We start from the raw sequence: 21,562 nt of genomic DNA, 5'->3' as shown, positions 1-21,562 counted from the left end.
GCGGTTGTTGGCCCTAACGGCTGTGGTAAAACGAATAACATTGATGCCGTACGCTGGGTGCTGGGTGAAAGCTCGGCCAAGCACTTGCGTGGTGATGCCATGGCTGACGTTATATTTAACGGTTCAGTGGCGCGCTCTCCGGTATCAAGAGCCAGCGTTGAACTGTTATTCGATAATGCGCAACAGCGTATTGATCATGCTTTATTACAATATAATGAAGTGTCTATTCGTCGCGAGTTATACCGTGATGGTACCAATCAATATTACCTCAACGGTAAAAAATGCCGTCGTAAAGATGTCACTGAACTATTTTTGGGCACAGGGCTGGGGCCGCGCAGCTATGCGATCATTGAACAGGGCATGATCTCACGTCTAATCGAATCTAAACCACAAGAATTACGTCACTTCATTGAAGAAGCGGCTGGCATTTCTAAATACAAAGAAAAGCGTCGTGAAACCGAACAACGCATTAATCAAACCAAAGATAACCTCAACCGACTTGCAGATATCCGTATTGAATTAGGTGTGCAAATTGATAAATTAAAAGTGCAGTCTGCGGTTGCGCAACAATTTAGAGCGTTAAAGCAACAGCAACGCGAGGCGAAAAGTCGTCTTGGCTTAGTCCAGATCTATGATGTTGAGCGTTCGATTAATCAACTTGCCCAGCAAAAATTAGTATTGATGAATGAACAAGAGAAGTTCAGCGCAACTGCCACTAAATTGCACACCCAGATCACTGACTTTGACGTGCAGTTAAATGAACTCTCGATATTGATCGAAAATCAACAGCAAGCGTTTTATTTACAGGGCACTGAACTGACCAAGATCGAACAGCAGATCCTGCATCATCAAGCGCGTAAGCAAGAATCGACAGGTAAACAACAAGAATACCAGCAACACAGCGAAACGTTACAGCAATTGCTTAACGCAGAACAAACCCAGTTACAAGAACATCAACAGCAAGCACAAACCGTGGAATCAGATTACCAGCGACTGTCTGCTGAGTTATTGGTGATTGAGCAATCATTAGCATCGGCGACAGTGAGCAGTGACCAAGCTATTGCCCAGCATGCGGTATACCTTGAGAAGGTGCAGCGTTTTAGTAGTAAACTTGATGTCTTGACCAATGCCGTTAAAAGTGCGGAATCAGTACTGAATAAAAGTAAATTACAACGCAGTGAATTAATAGAAGAGCAGCTACAACTTACTCTGCACAGTAAACAAGCATTAATTAGCGATAAAACTGTGTTACAGCAACAGTTACAATCGCAAGAAACGCAACTTGGCCATGAGTTAGCTGGACTCAACAATGGTTTTGAAGGGATTAATAAGCAGGTTATCGTGCTGCAAGCCAACATCAGTAGCAGTGTCGCAGAACAAACTGAAATCAACGCCTCGCTGAGCGTGATCGCCGAATTATTACGTAAAGCTGAACACGCCGATCACGCCCATGCTTGGTTAGAATGTAATTTCGATTCTATTCCATTAAAGTTATTACAACAATTAGATGTAGAACCGGGTTGGGAAGCCGCCGTTGAGAAGGTGCTGGCTAATTGGTTGGATGCTTACTGTATTAGTGACGAACAGCTTAGCCAATTTGATTTGAATGAATTACCCGCATTGCAATGGTTTAAACCGAGTCAATGTGCTGCGCGCACAGGTTCGTTAGCTGATAAGGTAAAAAATAATTTATTTAACCGTCAGCTAAATCAAGTGACATGTGCTGGCAGTATTGATGATGCGAAAGCGGGTGCCGACAGTCACCAAGAATACAGTTATATCACTGCGCATGGCGATTGGTTTACTGATGAAGGTGTATGGCTATCACAGCATGCCAAAGCCAACGTATCATCAGCGCAAGGACGTATTGAAATGCAACTGCAGGCTTCGCAATTGCAGGCGCGTTTACTGGCTATTGAAACCTTGATGAGTAAACAGCACTATCAACTTACTGCGCTCACAGTGACACAGGCTGAATACCAGCACCAAATTGAGCTGATGAAAACTAAGCTGCATGAAAAACAAAGTGAAGTGTCGCAGATAACGGTTGAACTCGAGTTAATACAGCAGCAGCAAGCGCAATGGCAGCTTAATCAAGATCAGTTGAATAGACGTTTATTAACATTGGATAATTTGTTGGCGATTGAAGCTGAAGAAGTGCAGCGCTTTAACGAGCAGATTGCTTCGACACAAGCAGCGATAGCACAATTAGCCAATGATGATGGTTTGATTCAAAAAGCTGAAGCGGCTAAAGCTGATAAAGCCAAGTTTTTACAAGAACAGCAAGTACTCGAGAAACAAGTTCAACAACACCTTTTAGTTAAAACTAAGTTTACGGTTGAAATCGAAAAGCAGCAGCAACTTATCGCGAAAACAGAGTCACAATATCAAACTATTTTGCAAGATATTGCTGCATTAACCAACGACTCGTTATATGCTGAAAGCTTACTGCAGTTAGAAACCGCACGTGCAATAGCTGCTGAGAAACAAATTGCCATCGAAAATGATAATAACCAAAAGAAATCAACACGCGCTAAACTCGTTAACGACAAACATAATGTTGAAGAAAAACGTGCTAGGATAATGACAAGTAGCTTAAAAGTGAAAGACAAAGTCCAACAATTAGACCTCAAACAGGCTAACAATAAAGCAAAAGAACAAATACTATATCAGCAGATTGCGGATGACCATGTTGATATAGCTACATTGAAACGTGAGTGTGTTAACATATTAACGCTAAAAGAGTACCAACAGCAGTTAAAACAACTTGATGCACAATTACAAAAGATAGGCGCGGTTAATCTGGCGGCCGTCGAAGAATTTGAACAACAATCGCAGCGTAAGCAATACCTAGACGAACAAACGGATGATCTAGAAAAAGCTATCGAGACATTAGAAGCCGCGATTGTTAAAATTGATAAACAAACTCGGGCGCGTTTTGCGACCACGTTTGAAAAAATTAATACTGACTTTAAAACTTTATTCCCTAAAGTGTTTGGCGGTGGCGCGGCTTGGTTAGAGCTGACATCGAGTAATTTATTAGACACTGGCGTAACTATTATGGCGCGACCACCTGGGAAGAAGAATGCGCGTATTTCTTTACTTTCAGGTGGTGAGAAAGCCTTAACGGCATTATCATTGGTTTTTGCGATATTTAGGCTAAACCCTGCGCCATTTTGTATGTTGGATGAAGTTGATGCACCACTCGATGAATTAAATGTCGGGCGTTTTTGTAAACTGGTTCAGGAGATGTCAGAAACAGTACAATTTATTTATATTAGTCATAATAAGTTAGCCATGGAAATGGCTCAGCAATTAATAGGAGTGACCATGCATGAACCAGGGGTTTCTCGAATCGTCGCAGTCGATATTTCGGCAGCGGTAGAACTTACAGACAATTAACATTAAGAGATAGGCTGTTATGCAAGATTTGCGACTTGTTCTCATCATTCTAGGGTTTATTGCAATTGCTGCTTTAATTGCCCATGGCCTTTGGTCAAATAAAAAGAACCAAGTAAAACCATTAAAAGATAAACCGTTAGGTAAAGTTGATCATAAACTTAAAGATAAACAAGGGTTTGATCTTGACGGTATCGGTGAAAAACGCGTTGTTACTAAGTCAGTAGAACCGACCATGAACATCTCGAATGTTGAACCTGCGCCAGTTGCCGTTGAGAAAGTTGAGCCGCAATTTAGTTCTATGAATAGTGTAGCTATGAAAAGTACGTCTATAGACAGTCGCGCGCAAGATACCACTCACACCGAGACGATGGTCGCGGCTTCGTTTTCGGCTACTGATGTAGAAGTGCCTGTGGTAACAGAGCAGTCCGTGACTGACGATAGAGAAACAAATGAGTTAAGTTATGATGTGGTTGATGCCGTCGTTGATAATACGCTAGCAGCAGAGAATCAACCGCAAAACGTGCACCATGATGCCACACAAGCCAATGCTAGTATTTCGGCAAGCTCTGATCATACTTCTGAGCAAAGCGCTGGTAACACCTCAGATGTAAATAGTAGCACACCATCAGCACAAGATGACGCTGCTGAAGAAGCGGTATTTGTGATTAACATTATGGCCCGTGAAGGTAAAAACATCGCGGGTGCGGAGTTGTTACAAGAGTTGTCTGCATTTGGCTTTAAATTTGGCGCTATGGATATTTTCCACCGCCATGTTGATGCCGCGGGTAAAGGTCCTGTTATCTTTAGCCTTGCAAACATGGTTAAACCTGGCATATTTGATATTGACTCAATGGAGCAATTTAAGTCTCCAGGTGTATCATTATTCATGATGTTTCCGTGTGCAGGTCAAGCATCACACAATTATAACCTAATGCTCGGTGCGGCAGAACGCATTGCTGACGGTGTAGATGGCTTATTAATGGATGCTTCACGTAATCCATTATTAGAAGACGCTATTGAGCAAGAACAAGCGTTTATTCGCCAGTTAGAAAGTCGAGCATTAGCGAAAAAAACGCACTAGAAAAGTAGTATGGAATAATGTTATCTAGATAAATGCCTCACTTCGGTGGGGCTTTTTTTGATCTTCGGAAATTAATATGACAGAACCAGCAAAGCAAATTCAAACCTTAACGCTTCAGTTAGAAGAGTATAATCACCAGTATTACGTATTAGATAATCCCACTGTACCGGATGCGGAATATGACCGCCTAATACGTGAGTTAAAGCAGCTTGAAAGCGACTTTCCTGAACTTGCCTTAGCCACATCGCCAACCCAAAAAGTTGGTGGTGAAGCGCTTACTGGTTTTACCCAGATCCAACACGAAATGCCGATGTTATCATTGGATAATGTGTTTTCTGCAGAAGAGCTGCTGGCGTTTGAAAAACGTTTACAAGATCGTTTGCTGACTAAAACTGAGATCAAGTTTAGCTGTGAACCAAAACTCGATGGTCTTGCGGTGAGCATTGTGTATGAAAATGGCAATTTTGTTCGCGCTGCCACGCGTGGTGATGGACAAATTGGTGAAGACATTTCTGAAAATGTAAAAACCATTAAATCAATACCATTACGCTTACGTGGTGATGACTTTCCAGCTCGTTTAGAAGTGCGTGGTGAAGTGTTTATGCCTAAAGCAGGTTTTGAACAGTTAAATATCAATGCTAAAAAGAAAGGTGAAAAGACCTTTGTTAACCCACGTAATGCGGCTGCGGGGAGTTTACGTCAGCTTGATCCCAAGATTGCCGCCAGTCGTCCGTTAGCGTTTAATGCCTATTCGTTAGGTATTGTGGCTGGAGAGGTTGAAGGCAAAGGTTTATCTAATTCTCATGCTGAAAACTTACAGAAGCTCAAACAATGGGGTATTCCTGTTTGCGCTGATGTCACCGTTGCGATGGGCTATCAAGGTTGCTTAGACTTCTATGAGCTGATTGGTGAACGCCGTGATTCGTTGTCATATGATATTGATGGTGTGGTGTATAAAGTCGATGATTTAGCACTGCAGAAAACCCTCGGTTTTGTTGCGCGAGCACCACGTTGGGCAACCTCGCATAAGTTTCCTGCACAGGAAGAGATCACCACATTACTTGATGTTGAATTCCAAGTTGGTCGTACAGGCGCAATTACCCCTGTAGCACGTTTAGAACCAGTATTTGTTGGAGGTGTTACAGTCAGTAATGCCACGTTACATAACTCGGACGAAATTGCCCGTTTAGGCATTAAAATAAAAGATCAGGTGATTATTCGCCGTGCTGGTGATGTTATTCCACAAGTTGCGCGAGTAATGCTAGAACGTCGCCCTGATGATGCCCAAGACATCGTGTTTCCAGCTACATGCCCCGTATGTGATTCTGAAGTAGAACGCATCGAAGGTGAAGCAACAGTGCGTTGTACCGCAGGTCTGTATTGTGGTGCACAACGTAAAGAAGCGATTAAACACTTTGCCTCACGTAAAGCACTCAACGTTGATGGCTTAGGCGACAAGATGGTTGAACAACTGGTTGATGCCGATTTAATCAAAACCCCAGCCGATTTGTTTGGCGTTACTTTTGGCCAGTTAACCATGCTCGATCGTATGGGACCAAAGAAGGCCACCAATTTACTTGAAGCCTTGAAAGTTGCAAAACATACCACACTGGCGAAGTTCTTATATTCACTGGGGATTCGAGAAGTAGGGGAAGCGACTGCCGCTAACCTTGCTAATGACTTATTAACCTTAGAGTTCATCAAAAAAGCCTCTGTTGAGCGGTTAATTTTGATTGCTGATGTCGGTGATATCGTTGCTAAGCACATCTTCTACTTCTTCCGTGAAGAACATAACCTTGCGGTAATTGATCAGCTAATTGAAGCCGGTATGAGCTGGGATGATGTGGCTGTTAAAGAACAAAGCCAACAACCTTTGTTAGATACTATTTATGTGATCACCGGTACGCTGGTTAATATCTCGCGTGCGGATGCTAAAACACGTTTACAAGATCTTGGCGCGAAAGTCGCGGGCAGTGTATCGAAGAAAACTACCGCACTAGTGGCGGGGCCTGCTGCCGGTTCTAAGCTGACGAAAGCGCAAGAGTTGGGTATCGATATTCTGACAGAAGATGATTTACTGGCGCTATTGGCATCACATAGCTAGATAATTTTAGTTCGCTTGTTGTTAGTTTTTGCTTTAGTGGTAAAATGCGCAGCATCATGTGCTTAACCTGTCGTGGGTTAAGTGAATCAAATAATGTAAAAGGTATTGTGAGACTTATGACTGTTAAGACTCGTTTTGCACCTAGCCCAACTGGCTACTTGCACGTAGGCGGCGCACGTACAGCGCTTTATTCTTGGTTACATGCAAAAAGCCAAGGTGGTGAATTTGTATTGCGTATCGAAGATACTGATTTAGAGCGTTCTACTCCAGAAGCGGTTGACGCGATCTTAGAAGGCATGAAATGGGCAGGTCTGGATTGGGATGAAGGTCCATATTTCCAAACTCAACGTTTCGATCGTTATAACGAGTTAGTTGATCAACTACTTGCAGAAGACAAAGCATACAAATGTTATTGTTCACGCGAACGCCTAGACGCGTTACGTGCAGCGCAAATGGATGCAAAAGAAAGCCCTCGTTACGATGGTAAATGTAGCCACGGCGATATCGAAGATACTGGTGCTGATTATGTTGTCCGTTTCCGTAACCCGAAACAAGGTTCTGTTATCGTTGATGACAAGATCCGTGGCAAAGTTGAATTTGCTAACACTGAATTAGATGATTTGATCATCCGCCGTACTGACGGTTCACCAACATACAACTTCTGTGTTGTTGTTGATGACTGGGATATGGGCATTACTAGTGTTGTGCGTGGTGAAGATCACCTAAACAACACACCTCGTCAAATCAACATCTTAAAAGCACTTGGCGCGCCTGTTCCACAGTACGCTCACGTTGCAATGATCCTTGGTGATGACGGCGCTAAACTGTCTAAACGTCATGGCGCTGTTGGCGTTATGCAATACCGTGATGATGGTTACCTACCAGAAGCACTACTAAACTATTTAGTACGTCTAGGTTGGTCACATGGCGATCAAGAAATCTTCAGCACTGAAGAAATGATCAAACTGTTTAGCTTAGATGATGTAAACAAAGCGCCATCAGCGTTTAATACTGAGAAGCTGCAATGGGTAAACCAACATTACATTAAAACACTAGCACCTGAATATGTGGCGTCTCACCTTGAGTGGCACATGGCAGACCAAGACATTGATACAAGCAATGGTCCTGAGCTAGCTGAAATTGTTAAAGTACTTGCTGAGCGAGCTAAAACACTGAAAGAACTTGCTGCATCTAGCCGTTACTTCTTTGAAGACTATGCTGAATTTGATGCAACTGCGGCGAAGAAACATTTACGTCCAGTAGCAAAAGAAGCATTAGTTAAAGTACAAGAAAAGTTAGCTGCGATTGCTGATTGGAGCGATGCGGAAGTATTACACGCTGCAATTAACGATACAGCGACTGAACTTGAAGTTGGTATGGGTAAAGTTGGTATGCCATTACGTGTTGCTATCACTGGTGCCGGTCAATCTCCGTCATTAGATGTAACTTTAAAGCTTATCGGCAAAGAACGTAGCCTTGCTGGTATCGACAAAGCGTTAGCATTCATTGCTGCACGTGAAAACGCCTAAGGGTGTGTAAATAATATACTTTCTGTCGTTTTGTGCTGATTTTTATATACTAGATATTGACACTAAAACGGCAGATGGCATATTATTCCTGCAGTAGCGAAAGCTGCTGTAGAAATGGGGCCATAGCTCAGTTGGGAGAGCGCGACACTGGCAGTGTCGAGGTCATCGGTTCGATCCCGTTTGGCTCCACCATTTCTGTTTTCTGCTTACCTACTGCATCAACTTATCATCAGCTATTTCCTATATACATATCTCTATTGTTGCTGCTTCTGCTCCGTGTTATTCATTACTGTGATTTTATCGCAATAAATATCTCTATTTTTGACGTTAACCAGTGGATCTTAAATAAATTTAAGTACCTGAGATAAATATAATATGATTAGTGTTTTTAGCTTGTTAAGGTTATATTCATCAATCATGTCGTAGAATATCGGCGAATCAAAGCCCCCCTAATGAGTGAATATGAAACTAAGTTTAAATGAAAATAGCCAAATGCGTAATTTGGTAATGATAGCTGCGGTGATTATTATCCTTGGTGGTATTAAAATTGCCACGCCGATTATCATTCCATTTTTACTCGCCATATTCATTGCCATTATCTGTAACCCATTGGTAGACCTGATTACCCGTTGTCGTATCCCACGGGCAATTGCTATTTTTATGGTGTTGATTGTTGCTATTATGATGGGCTTGACGATCACCAGTGTGATAGGTTCAAGCGTGCAGCAGCTCACCAGTAATATTGGCGACTACCAAAGCCAAATTCGTGGTCATTACGGCGAATTAGTGACGTTCTTAAATAAATACAATATCAAAATATCATCTGATACCTTATTGGAATACTTTAACCCAGGCACTGCTGTGACGATGGTTTCTAGCATGGTCAGTAGCTTATCTGGCGTGATGGCCAACATTTTCCTGATCTTATTAACGGTAGTCTTTATGTTGTTTGAAGCGGAAGTATTTCCGAAGAAACTACATTTCATGTTTAAAGACCCTGATTTTAAATTAGCGCAGTTAGACAAATTCTTAGACTCGGTAAACAAGTACGTGGCGATTAAAACCTTAGTTAGTATCGCGACCGGTCTTTGTGTTGGTTTGATGCTATTTATTATGGATGTTGATTTCTACTTACTATGGGGGTTAATCGCCTTCCTACTCAACTATGTGCCAAATATCGGATCGTTAATTGCTGCAGTACCAGCCGTCATTCTGACCGCGTTACAACTGGGTTTACCCCAAGCGGGAGCGGTTGCAGCCGGTTATGTGACGATCAACTTGGTGATGGGTAATGTAGTTGAACCACGCTTTATGGGTAAAGGACTTGGTTTATCGACCTTGATTGTATTCTTATCGTTAATATTCTGGGGTTGGTTACTGGGACTTGTCGGTATGTTATTGGCTGTGCCGCTGACTATGATTGTTAAAATTGGCTTAGAAACGATTAACGACAACAACTGGATGTCGATACTGATCAGCAGCGATGTTGAGGTGAAAAAATAACTGAGTGCCTTGATCGCATTTTAGTACTAGTCAGGTATAATGCCTGACATTGAAGAAAGGGATGTACAGTGTGCATCCCTTTTTATTTTCCAAGATTAATTAAGGTGAATAAGATTGTGACTGTCGCTATGTCCGAGGCTGATGTGAAATTGCCGCTTGAGTTTATTGATTTTTCTGCTGTAGCAGAAGATGCTTGTCGCTTGTTCCATGGTCGTGGTCACACGTATGCGGGTTTCGAGCACATCAACATTGATTGGTTGTCACCCGTTGCACTTATTACGTTATACCAAGAAGAAGAAAATGACTACTTAATGCTGCTAGCACAAGCGCTGCAAGCACAACTTGGTGAACAGTGTAAAACGGTCTTAGTGCAGTTCCGCTGTCGTGAACGTGCACCAACGTCATTGTTCCTTGGTGAAGAGTGTAACCGCACCGAGATCACTGAAAATGGTATGACCTTTAACCTTGAGTTTGGTCGTGCGCAAAACACTGGCTTGTTCCTTGATATGGCCAATGGCCGTCAGTGGGTAAAAGAACAATCTGAGAATGCTAACGTATTGAACTTGTTTTCTTATACCTGTGCTTTCTCCGTTGCCGCGCTAGCGGGCGGGGCTGATAAGGTGATGAACGTTGATCTAAGCCGTACCTCATTAACTATGGGTCGTGATAACCACCGCAGTAATGGTCATGATCTTAAGCGGGTTAAATTTGAAGGCGTGGATATCTTTAAATCATATGGCCGCTTACGTAAACATGGCCCGTATGATCTATTGATCTCGGATCCACCGTCATTTCAAAAAGGCAGTGTTGATATCAAACGTGATTACAGCAAGATCATTAAGCGCATCCCTGAGTTGATGAAACCCGGGGGTAAAGTGATGTTATGTTTGAACGCACCAGAGCTGGGTGAGCAGTTCTTATTTGATAACGTGACAGAGCATTGCCCTGATTGTGTATTCCAAGAACAACTAACCACACCTGCGGTATTTAAAGAAGCAGAAGCGGGCAAAGGCCTTAAAGTATTAATCTTTATCTACTCGCCTAAAGTTGATTAATCGTCATTAGCCATATTACTGGCATTACGATAGAGTGACTGGTTTAGTGTGTTGTTTAGTATAAGTTTCGTGAATAAATATGAAACAGCGCACGATTCTAGTCATTATTACTGTGCTTAATGTTATCTCCATAGAAAGCCCCTCACTTTTGAGTTGCTTTTTAGTCTCTCTTTTCCTGTTATTTCCTGATTTTACTAATTCTAGCCCTCCAAATACGCATATATTACTTTTTAATATAACTTATACTAAGTTGTTCTATTTTGTTTATTATTGTTCAGTTTTAGTCAACCTGTTGTGTTTTGAGGCTATGATTCCTTCCTTATATCGTTAGTTTGCTTTCATATGAAGAGCGCACAACTAAAATGTTGATAAATAATTACAGAATAGCTTTATTGACGAAGATCAACATTTTCATCGAGAGCGACAAATATTGCGGACTGAAAATGCTGTGTTAGGATTAATACATGGACTGAGCAAAGGGTTGCTCAGGGAAGTGTGATAAGCGGGTTATCGATTATCGGCATATTTTAACGAAGTACTGTTTAGTACTATTAAGGTGGTTATGATGGACTATAATGAAAACGATTTATCGTATTATCAACTTCAAGACGATTTGAAACAAGAAATGGAAGCGGAACTACGTGACCAGCTTGATGATGAGTCAGGCGTAAACTAATCACTACTGACTAGTTTAACGATAATTTACTGATGATAAAGAAGCCTCGATTGAGGTTTTTTTTATGCCTGATAAATACCGACTTCGCCACTTCTATATTATTAATCTTTATCTATTCCTATCTCTTATACACGATGCAAACAGTGCTTTCTTCTTAAATCATTATGTTATACACAGGAAGCTTAGCTTGTGTACATGCCCCTGCTTTATTACTTCACCTGTGTATAACTTTAAGTATAAAAACAGGGCTGTGGACTAAATTACTCATATTTTCCGCTTGTGTTGTCAGTAATTGCTATTTTTATTAGGTTATCCACAAAATCTGTGGATAAACATGTGTGTTAACTTTAACTGTTTGGCTAAGTGTTTGTATTGTAATGATTTTATCTCTATATTTTAATATTTATTGAAAAATCAAGAAAAAATTAGAAAATAAATATAACTAAAGATGGGCTAATTTAGTTCTAATCGTTATATAAAAATAGCGATTTAAGACGACTTATTCACAGCCACTATAACAGGGTTGGTAGAGCTGGATCGCGCCCTGTGAGAGCTGTGCTGCGTTTTAGATTTAAGTACAAATATATTGATATAAAAGCTCAGGCTTAGTAAAACGTGAAGTAATGAGGTGGCTTGGCAAATTAGTGTCAACTGTCTTGGTAAATGTAACACGATGGCATATATTAATTCTGCATCATTATCAAATACGGTCGATGCTAGCGCTGAACCTGCCCAAACCATAAGATCCGGTTGGTTTAAAAGATGGATATGTCGGGGAGGTTATTTGATTCCCTTGTCAAAGGGTTAAAGTTCGACCTGGGGCTCTCATTCGTTGTGATCGTGATATGATGATTGAAGTAGAATATTTAAAATGTTATATGGTTTATCGTTTTTTATATTCCAGAGTTAGGCAGGATGATCTTAATTATTATGTTGTCTCTGCTAAAGTATTGAATTAAATCATCGGTATATAAATTATGGTCAATCACTTTTCTATTTCTCAAGTCGATACTGAAGCTTCTCCCTTACGAACTGAGAATATCGACAAATTTGCATTAGTTTGTGAGGGCGGTGGACAGAGAGGCGTATTCACTGCTGGTGTTTTAGATGCATTTTTGAAAGCAAATTATAATCCATTTGATTGTTTCATTGGCACGTCTGCTGGCGCATTAAATTTAGCATCGTACGTTTGTGGGCAATATAGACATGCCTACAATGTTATTAATACAGTGACTCGTGATCCTGAATTTTTTAATCTTAAGAATGTATTCCGTGGTGAAAACAGCCTAAATTTAGATTTATTAATCCAGGCTACAGAAACATATCTGGCGCTTGATTGGGACACTGGATTAAAAAATTTAGAGAATCGTGAGTTATATTGCGTTGCAACCAATATAAACAGCATGCAAGCTAAATGTTTAGATTTAAAAAGAGGGAGCTGGACAAAATCATTAAAAGCGACGTGTGCGATCCCGCTATTAACCACCGAGCCTATAAAAATTGACGATGAGGATTGGTACGATGGTGGTGTGACGGCTCCAATCCCAGTTCGAAAAGCTTATGAGCTTGGTTATAAACATATAGTTGTGATTAGAACTATCCCTATTGATGCTAGCTATAATCACGAATGGTTGAATTTTTTAAAAAAAGTAGGTCCAAATAAACTTAAAAATTTAAGCCATTTATTAATGATCCATGAAGACGCGTACCGTGCGGATCAAGCATTCTTAGAAAATCCGCCTGATGATGTTGTTATTTATGAGATCCACCCAGCAACGCATTTACAAACATCTTTAGTCCATTCATCTAAAAAAGCCGTTGATAGCGATTACGCGTTAGGTTTTGAAATGGGTAAAAAATACCTTAATATCATTGCGGATAAAATTCATAAAGAGCAATTTGAACTTGCTAATGTGGCCGATTTCCCGCTCAAAACAAGCGATGATGTTGATACCACTGAAAGCGCCTGTAATGAGGTAATTAAAGACTTAACACGTGGTAGTTTTATTGGTTTTGACAAAGTTAGAATCAATTGGATTAATTATAATCCACATAATAAAAAAGATACCTTGGTGATTGTTAACGGTAGAAATGAATCTTATTGGGGCTATTTAGAACTCATTTATGAGCTGTCGCATCTTTATAATATTTATACTTATGATCATCGAGGTCAAGGTGAATCTGGGCGATGGGGTGAGGATCTAGATCTAGGGCATGTGAATGAGTTTCAAGATTACATCGTTGATTTACAGCTGTTTATGGATAAAGTTGTTTATCCGAATAGCGCTGGTGATTGTTACTTAGTCGGGCACTCTATGGGGGCAAATATATGTACTCAATACATTCAATTTTATCAACACAAAGTGAAGAAATTATTGTTGAGTACGCCTATGTTTGGCCTTGGTTTATCCATTAAAAGTAAGTTAGATACCTCAAGCAACTCAATTTTTGAACGCTTTACTAAGAAGCCTAATTACGCTTTAGGTCGTTCTTTTTATGATTTTCCTGAATTTGATAAAAACCTCATGAGTAAGAGTAAATTACGTTATTCACGTTATACCAATAGCTATAATGAAAAACCAAATTTAAAGTTAAATGGCCCGAGCACTAAATGGATCCAAGAATCCATTAAAGCGTGTGAAAAAGTGTTAATTAATGCCCATAAAGTTGATATTCCAGTGTTGATATTACAAGCGGAAGATGAATATGTTGTGAGTAATTTGGCGCAAGACAAGTTTAATGAAAGTTGCCCTTATAGCTATATTGAAGTGGTTGAGGGCGCATTACACGGTTTATTTATTGAAGAAGATAAACATCGAAATATTGCTGTTAACAAATTGATTTTCTTTATGAAAAATTAAACGTTCTCCTCGTGAGTTTTCATGTGGTTAAATAAACAAAAAAGGCTTCCCGAGGGAAGCCTTAATACACGTTTAACAGTTTTTCAGACTAGCTGCTTAATTGCTTAATTGCTTAGCTTGAATTGCTGTAAGAGCGATTGTGTAAACGATATCGTCTACTAATGCGCCACGTGATAAATCATTTACTGGTTTACGCATGCCTTGCAGCATAGGACCAATAGAGATTAGGTTTGCAGAACGCTGTACCGCTTTGTAAGTTGTGTTACCAGTATTAAGATCTGGGAATACAAATACAGTCGCTTTACCAGCAACAGGGCTGTTTGGCGCTTTGCTTTTTGCAACATTTTCCATAATAGCAGCATCGTACTGTAATGGACCGTCGATGATTAGATCAGGACGACGTTCTTGTGCAAGTTTAGTTGCTTCACGTACTTTCTCTACATCACTACCTTGGCCAGATGAACCAGTTGAGTAAGAGATCATCGCAACGCGAGGTTCAATACCGAACGCTTTAGCAGAATCAGCAGATTGAATTGCGATATCAGCTAGTTGGTCAGCATTTGGATCAGGGTTAATTGCACAGTCACCGTACACTAACACTTGATCTGGTAGCAACATGAAGAAGATCGAAGATACTAGGTTTGAACCTGGTGCCGTTTTGATCAACTGTAGTGCTGGACGGATTGTGTTTGCTGTCGTATGAACGGCACCAGATACAAGACCATCAACTTCAGATTGTTCTAACATCATAGTCGCAAGTACAACACTATCTTGTAGTTGTTCACGTGCTACTACTTCAGTCAGACCTTTGGCTTTACGCAGTTCAACCATAGGAGCAACATACTTTTCACGACATGTTACTGGATCTACGATTTCAACACCGTCAGAAAGAACGATACCTTGGCTTTCTGCAACACGTCTAATTTCAGCTGGGTTACCAACAAGTACTGGTGTCGCGATACCGCGTTCAGCACAGATGTTAGCAGCTTCAATTGTACGAGGCTCTTCACCTTCAGGTAATACAACACGTTTCTTCGCTTGACGCGCTAATTCTGTTAACTGGTAACGGAATGCAGGCGGTGATAAACGACGAGTACGTTGTGTACCAACAGTTAACGTTTCAATCCATTGCTTGTCGATGTGACTTGCGATGTAGTCTTGAACTGCTTCGATGCGTTGTTTGTCATCTGCAGGGATATCAAGATTGAAGTTTTGAAGCGTTAATGCAGTCTGCCAAGTATTCGTTGGCGTCAACATGATTGGTAAACCTGTTGCCATCGCTTGTTGACACAATTTCAATACTGTTTCGTCTGGACGAACATCACCAGTTAATAGTAATGCGCCAACTTTTACACCATTCATTGCAGCAAGACATGCAGCAACAATTACGTCAGCACGATCGCCAGAAGTAACTAATAAGCCACCTGGACGGAAATGCTCAAGCATGTTTGGAATTGAACGTGCACAGAAAGTGATACCTACTAGACGACGTTCTTCGATGTCGCCTTCGTTTAGGATCTCAGCACCTAAGTGTTTAGCTAGATCTTTTGCACGTGGTGCAATTAGCTCAGCGCTCCATGGGATACAACCCAGGATAGGCATTGGGCTTTTACCAAATACTTGTAACACTTCTAGGTTATGGCTAGCATTACCTGAGTTTGCTTCAAACATTTCTGCAAGATCTGGACGGCTACGGCCAGCTTCATCAAGTGGTGCGCCAACTTTGTTGATCACACAACCGATGATACGTTTGTTTTTGCTGCCGCCGAAGTTTGAACAAGCGATCTCTAAACGATCTTTAAGCTGTTCTGAAGAATCTGTGCCTGGGTTAGTCACAAATACCATTTCAGCATCAAGAGCTTTAGCGATGTTATAGTTTACATCGTTAGCAAATGGTTGTTTTGATGTTGGTACTAGACCTTCAACAACAACGATTTCAGCATCAACCATGTGCGATTCAAAACGCTCAACGATATCTTCAAGAAGCACGTCAGTTTTACCAGCACCGATTAATTTTTCAGCGTGTGATAAAGTGAACGGCGTTGCAGGTGATGCATTCGTTCCTTGACGGATAATTTCAGTTGAAAGCTCAGGACCTTTTTCGCCTTGGCGAGGTTGAGCAACAGGTTTGAAAAAGTTAACGTTTAGGCCGTTGCGTTCAAACGCACGAACCATACCTAGACTAACAGAAGTTACGCCTACGCCTACGCCAACTGGGATAAGCATTATAGTGCGAGCCACTAGCGTCCCCTTATATTGGGATTGAGAAGAAAGAAAGGTGCGGTTACACCTTACTTATTTAAAGTTAATCTTATTTAGCTAACAGCCAAATTAGATTAGGCTAATTGCGTCTTGTGCAATAACAAGTTCTTCGTTTGTAGAGATAACCATTGCTTTGATCTGGCTATCTGCTGCAGTGATTGTACCTTCACCACCGAAACGTGCTGCTTTATTCGCTTCGTTGTCAACTTTGATACCAAAGATAGAAAGTTGGTTAAGTACTAAAGAACGAATTACGTCAGAATTTTCACCAATACCACCAGTGAATACGATTGCATCAATACGGCCTAGAGCTGCTGCGTATGAAGCGATGTATTTAGCAAGACGGTAGCAGAATAGTTCCATAGCACGTACTGCGCCAGCTTTACCTTCAGCGTAACCTTCTTCGATAGCACGGCAATCGCTAGAAATTTCAGAAATACCTAATAAACCACTTTCGTTGTTTAGCATGCTGTTAACTTCTGCAAGCGTGTAGTTACACTGTGTAACTAGGTGGTTGATGATACTTGGGTCGATATCACCACAACGTGTTCCCATCACTAGACCTTCAAGTGGTGTCATACCCATGCTTGTGTCTACTGATTTACCATCTTTAATTGCACAAACTGATGCGCCGTTGCCTAGGTGACAGTTGATGATGTTAGTTTCTTCAACTTTTTGGCCTAAGATGCTTGCCGCTTCACGTGCAATGAATAGGTGACTAGTACCGTGCATGCCGTAACGACGGACTGCATTTTCACGGTATAGTTTGTACGGTAGTGCGTATAAGTATGCTTTTTCAGGCATAGTTTGGTGGAATGCAGTATCGAACACAACTACTTGAGGAAGTGCTGGGAATGCTGCTTGTGCCGCGCGAATACCGATAAGGTGAGCAGGGTTGTGAAGTGGAGCAAGTGTTGCACAATCTTCAATACCTTGGATCACTTCGTCAGTAACAATTACTGATGAAGTGAATTTTTCGCCGCCGTGTACAATACGATGACCGATAGCAACAATTGCATCGCTCATTTCTTTTTCGTCTTTAAGGATACTATTTACGATGTATGCTACAGCTTCTTTGTGAGCCGCAAATGCGCCTAGATCGGCTGTGCCTTTATTGCCATCAAGTTTCCACTTGATGCGTGCGTTTTCTAAATTAAAGCATTCTGCAAGACCAGATAATCTTTCATCACCAGATACTGAATCAAGGACTGCGAATTTAAGAGAAGAACTACCACAGTTTAGAACTAGAACGAGTTTATTCATGCGTAAAAACCTATTATGAATTAATCAATAAAATAACTGATAACAATAACCTAGCGATTTTCGCTTAGGTAACGTATCTTTATTAAAGCATAGACAGTTGTCTGTGCTTCGTAAATTGGCTGACACTGTCATTTTTACGTACGATGTCGTAGTTGATACGACGAATGTTCGTTACTAAATATCCATCTTAAAGAAATGACGACTTTCTAAAACTGCGAGCTAGATCACCCACATTATCCCTTAAAGTGTTAACTTCCTCATAGTTTACTTGCAATAGGACGATATCTCAAAGTATATTTATAATAAAGTTGATCTAAACCATTAACTTGATATGGATATACTATTTTACCTGCGCCATCACATAGTGTATGGTTTGGATTATAGATAATTTATGTTTTGACGGGAGGATGCTGATGAGTGTGTTTAAAGATACGCTTTATAAAGGTCAACATTATATGCAGCGCTGGCCGATGAAAAAAGAGTTGGCTGCACTTTTTCCTGAAAATAGAATTATTGCAGCAACCAAGCTTGGCTTTAAGACGATGCCACCATTAGCTATCTTAACTGTAATGATGCAGTATCTCTATGGTGATATGCAGCAGCTGCCAGCCAGTATTGCGATTGCATTATTATTGATTACATTGCCGATGCAAGGTTTGTTTTGGTTAGGTAAGCGTTCGAGTGAATTGTTACCTGTATCACTGGCAACTTGGTACCGTGAGTTATATCAAGGCTTAGTGACACAAGGTTGCGAGCTTGAACCTGCAGCAAAAAATCCACATTACAGTGAATTAGCTGACGTTTTAGAAAATGCATTTAAACGTATGGATAAAGCCTTTATGGCGAAGTAATGTTCGTTTTATTATTAATACCGATATCATCGCTAATATCGGTATTTTTTTGTCTTTAAAACGCGTAAAGATTAGGCTTGGCGCTGATACAGGGTAATATTAAAATCCAGTGTCAGGGTTAAATCTGTCGCGTATATTGCCGCTTTTTGTTCGTCACCCATTTTCCATGCCAGTGGCGTCATTTCTAATAAGTTCTTACTGTCTTTCGCTTGTGTCAGGGTTATTTCATCGGTTAATCGTTGTTGTTCAATCACTTCAAATCCAGCTATGTCTTCAATCTTCATCGCATGTTTTTCAGGGGTTTGATAAATTTTTTGTTTTAGCTCAAACAAATGCTCGGCAGCTGGCGTGACGGTGAGTAAATAACCGTCTGTTTTGATAATACGTGCGAGTTCAGTATCTTGTGATGGTGCATAAATTCGGGTAACTAAATCTTGACTGGCATCGGCAAAAGGCGTTGCGTATGCGCTTGCCACACAAAAACTGATACTTTTATAGCGCTTTGCCGCATAGCGAATTGCTGATTTGGAAATATCTAAACCTGAAATTTGCGGTGCAAGGCCGCTATCTAAATTAGCCGCAGTCGCATTATTAGCATCCATGATAGCCAGCGCTAAGCGGTGGGTGTAATAACCTTCGCCACAGCCTAAGTCGAGGATGTTAGGTGTCTCAACAGTTGCTAAAGCCTGCTGCGCCATGCTATTTACTTTATCAGATAATGATTGATAAAAACCTCGGTCTAGAAATTCACGACGGGCTTGCATCATTTCTTTGTTGTCACCAGGATTTTTTGATTTTTTGTTTTGTACCGGCAGTAAGTTTACGTAACCTTCTTTTGCTAGATCAAATTGGTGGCGTTGCTCGCAAGCTAGACTTTTGTCGTGTGCGGATAAAGGGCTAGCGCAGATGGGGCAAAGGTAGATAGGGCAAAGGTTGTTCATGTGATCTCATTATTCTGATGGCGATTAGCAAAAAGGCTAAAACAAAAAACCGATCATAGCATAGAGCTAGGATCGGTTTGAAATAGAATGCTGTTTGGACGATTAATATATTACATTATCTCGGTATTCTAATAAGATAGCTTGAATACGGTCCATGGTGTCTTTACTTGGTGGCGGCACGCCATCGAGTGGGTAATCAAACCCCATGGTTTTCCATTTATGCAGGCCGAGTTCGTGATAAGGCAACAATTCAACTTTTTCAATGTTATCCATGTGCTGAATAAATTTACCCAGTGCATGTGCTGATTCATCATCATCGCTATAACCTGGTACAACAACATAACGTATCCATGTTTTCTGGTTACGTTTAGCTAAATATTCGGCAAATTCTAACGTACGCTTGTTACTTACACCCACTAATTTTTGGTGTATTTCGTCGTTCATTTGTTTTAAATCTAACATCACTAAATCAGTTACATCGAGTACTTCGTCAATCACGTCGCTGTATTTACGAATATAGCCGTTAGTATCTAAGCAAGTGTTAACCCCTTCGGCTTGCGCAGCAGTAAAAAAGTCACGGATAAATTCAGGTTGTAGCATTGCTTCGCCGCCTGATGCCGTTACACCGCCACCAGTTGCTAGCATAAATGCCTTGTATGAAACCAGCTCACGCATTAATTCATCAACGGTGATTTCTTTACCTGAATGCAAATCCCATGAGTCACGATTGTGACAATACAGGCAACGCATTAAGCAGCCTTGCATGAAAACGATATAACGAATACCTGGTCCATCTACGGAGCCAAAAGATTCGGTAGAATGAATGCGTCCGACTGTGCTACATAACTCGGTAGAATCAATAGGCTTAATAAGCGACATAATATTTCCAAAAGATAGGGCTATATAGTTATTATAAATAAAAAAGCCTTACATAGGTAAGGCTTTTGTATCTTGCGACTATAAAAATAAACGATTGTTGTATTTTATAGCGTTATTCTCAACATTCTTAGAATGATTGTTGGAATGTACGTGTGATCACGTCTTGTTGCTGTTCAGATGTTAGCGAGTTGAAACGTACCGCGTAACCAGACACACGAATGGTCAGTTGTGGGTATTTTTCAGGGTTCTTAACAGCGTCTAGTAACATTGAACGATCCATCACGTTAACGTTTAAGTGCTGACCACCTTCAATCACACTGCTGTGCTTGAAGTAACCATCCATCAAACCAGCTAGGTTAGTACGACGTGTATCGTCTGTTTTACCTAGTGCGTTTGGTACGATAGAGAAAGTATAAGAGATACCATCTTTTGCGTATTCAAACGGTAGTTTTGCAACTGATGTTAGGGCTGCGATTGCGCCTTTCTCATCACGACCATGCATTGGGTTTGCGCCCGGAGCGAATGGTGCGCCTGCACGACGGCCATCTGGTGTTGTACCTGTTTTCTTACCGTATACAACGTTTGATGTAATTGTTAGTACAGACTGTGTTGGCTTAGCATCACGGTACATTTTATGACTAGCAACTTTCTTCATGAAGGTTTCAACTAGGTCACAAGCGATTTCATCAACACGTGAATCGTTGTTACCAAATTTAGGATAATCACCTTCGATTTCAAAGTCGATTGCAATACCATCTTCATCACGAATTGGTTTAACTTTAGCAAATTTAATTGCAGAAAGTGAATCAGCTGTAACAGATAGACCCGCGATACCACATGCCATTGTACGTGCTACGTCACGGTCATGTAATGCCATTAGTGATGCTTCATACGAATATTTATCGTGTGAATAGTGAATTGAGTTAAGCGCAGTAACATAAGTTGTTGCTAACCAATCCATCATCTTGTCTAAACGTGCTGAGATATCTTCGTAGTTAAGTACTTCATCAGTGATCTTGTCTGATTTAGGACCTACTTGGATTTTCAGTTTTTCATCTACGCCGCCATTGATTGTATATAACAATGCTTTAGCAAGGTTACTACGTGCGCCGAAGAACTGCATTTGTTTACCAACAATCATTGGTGATACACAAC

Annotated in this window: 13 protein-coding genes and 1 tRNA gene; 9 read left to right on the top strand and 5 right to left on the bottom strand. The window is 40.8% G+C overall.

All coding sequences use genetic code 11. The features are described from left to right. The 8 genes from smc to QNK26_RS14110 form a co-directional block, all read left to right on the top strand. Positions 1 to 3,402: chromosome segregation protein SMC (gene smc / locus QNK26_RS14145; protein ID WP_319224071.1), on the top strand; the 3,402-nt coding region annotated here is incomplete at its 5' end. A 19-nt stretch (positions 3,403 to 3,421) separates the two neighbouring features. After that, positions 3,422 to 4,483: a cell division protein ZipA gene (zipA, locus tag QNK26_RS14140; RefSeq protein ID WP_319224070.1), complete on the top strand. Its 1,062-nt coding sequence runs from the start codon at positions 3,422 to 3,424 to the stop codon at positions 4,481 to 4,483. A 76-nt stretch (positions 4,484 to 4,559) separates the two neighbouring features. After that, the gene (gene ligA, locus QNK26_RS14135; protein WP_319224068.1) at positions 4,560 to 6,587 is read left to right on the top strand and encodes an NAD-dependent DNA ligase LigA; all 2,028 of its coding nucleotides are present in this window, start codon (positions 4,560 to 4,562) and stop codon (positions 6,585 to 6,587) included. A 116-nt stretch (positions 6,588 to 6,703) separates the two neighbouring features. Continuing rightward, a complete protein-coding gene (gltX, locus tag QNK26_RS14130; RefSeq protein WP_319224065.1) occupies positions 6,704 to 8,116 on the top strand; it encodes a glutamate--tRNA ligase in 1,413 nt (470 codons plus the stop codon). 116 nt (positions 8,117 to 8,232) lie between these two features. Continuing rightward, positions 8,233 to 8,308 (top strand) — tRNA-Ala (locus QNK26_RS14125). A 270-nt stretch (positions 8,309 to 8,578) separates the two neighbouring features. Continuing rightward, on the top strand, positions 8,579 to 9,619 hold the full coding sequence (locus tag QNK26_RS14120) for an AI-2E family transporter (protein ID WP_319224062.1): 1,041 nt from the start codon (positions 8,579 to 8,581) through the stop codon (positions 9,617 to 9,619). 116 nt (positions 9,620 to 9,735) lie between these two features. Further along, a complete protein-coding gene (locus QNK26_RS14115) occupies positions 9,736 to 10,674 on the top strand; it encodes a class I SAM-dependent methyltransferase (protein ID WP_319224061.1) in 939 nt (312 codons plus the stop codon). 1,653 nt (positions 10,675 to 12,327) lie between these two features. Next, positions 12,328 to 14,211, top strand: a complete 1,884-nt coding sequence (locus QNK26_RS14110) for an alpha/beta fold hydrolase (RefSeq protein ID WP_319224058.1) — start codon at positions 12,328 to 12,330, stop codon at positions 14,209 to 14,211. A gap of 96 nt (positions 14,212 to 14,307) precedes the next feature. On the opposite strand, the gene pta is transcribed toward QNK26_RS14110, so the two are convergent. Next, positions 14,308 to 16,437, bottom strand: a complete 2,130-nt coding sequence (gene pta, locus QNK26_RS14105; RefSeq protein WP_319224074.1) for a phosphate acetyltransferase — start codon at positions 16,435 to 16,437, stop codon at positions 14,308 to 14,310. Positions 16,438 to 16,542: 105 nt separating this feature from the next. After that, complete coding sequence (locus QNK26_RS14100; RefSeq protein ID WP_319224056.1) at positions 16,543 to 17,736, bottom strand: acetate kinase; 1,194 nt, start codon at positions 17,734 to 17,736, stop codon at positions 16,543 to 16,545. A gap of 413 nt (positions 17,737 to 18,149) precedes the next feature. Here QNK26_RS14100 and yfbV point away from each other — a divergent pair, with 413 nt between their 5' ends. Next, positions 18,150 to 18,587: a terminus macrodomain insulation protein YfbV gene (yfbV, locus tag QNK26_RS14095; RefSeq protein ID WP_319224055.1), complete on the top strand. Its 438-nt coding sequence runs from the start codon at positions 18,150 to 18,152 to the stop codon at positions 18,585 to 18,587. A gap of 71 nt (positions 18,588 to 18,658) precedes the next feature. On the opposite strand, the gene rlmA is transcribed toward yfbV, so the two are convergent. The 3 genes from rlmA to QNK26_RS14080 form a co-directional block, all read right to left on the bottom strand. Beyond that, complete coding sequence (gene rlmA / locus QNK26_RS14090; protein ID WP_319224053.1) at positions 18,659 to 19,528, bottom strand: 23S rRNA (guanine(745)-N(1))-methyltransferase; 870 nt, start codon at positions 19,526 to 19,528, stop codon at positions 18,659 to 18,661. Between the two features lie 102 nt (positions 19,529 to 19,630). After that, entirely contained in the window at positions 19,631 to 20,407 is a 777-nt protein-coding gene (pflA, locus tag QNK26_RS14085; RefSeq protein ID WP_319224050.1) for a pyruvate formate lyase 1-activating protein, read from the bottom strand. Positions 20,408 to 20,534: 127 nt separating this feature from the next. Continuing rightward, a partial coding sequence (locus QNK26_RS14080; RefSeq protein WP_319224048.1) for a pyruvate formate lyase family protein occupies positions 20,535 to 21,562 on the bottom strand: 1,028 nt, incomplete at its 5' end.

Origin of the sequence: Moritella sp. (assembly GCF_033791185.1) — a bacterium.
GTDB lineage: Bacteria > Pseudomonadota > Gammaproteobacteria > Enterobacterales > Moritellaceae > Moritella.
This window is presented reverse-complemented; position numbering and strand designations above follow the sequence as displayed.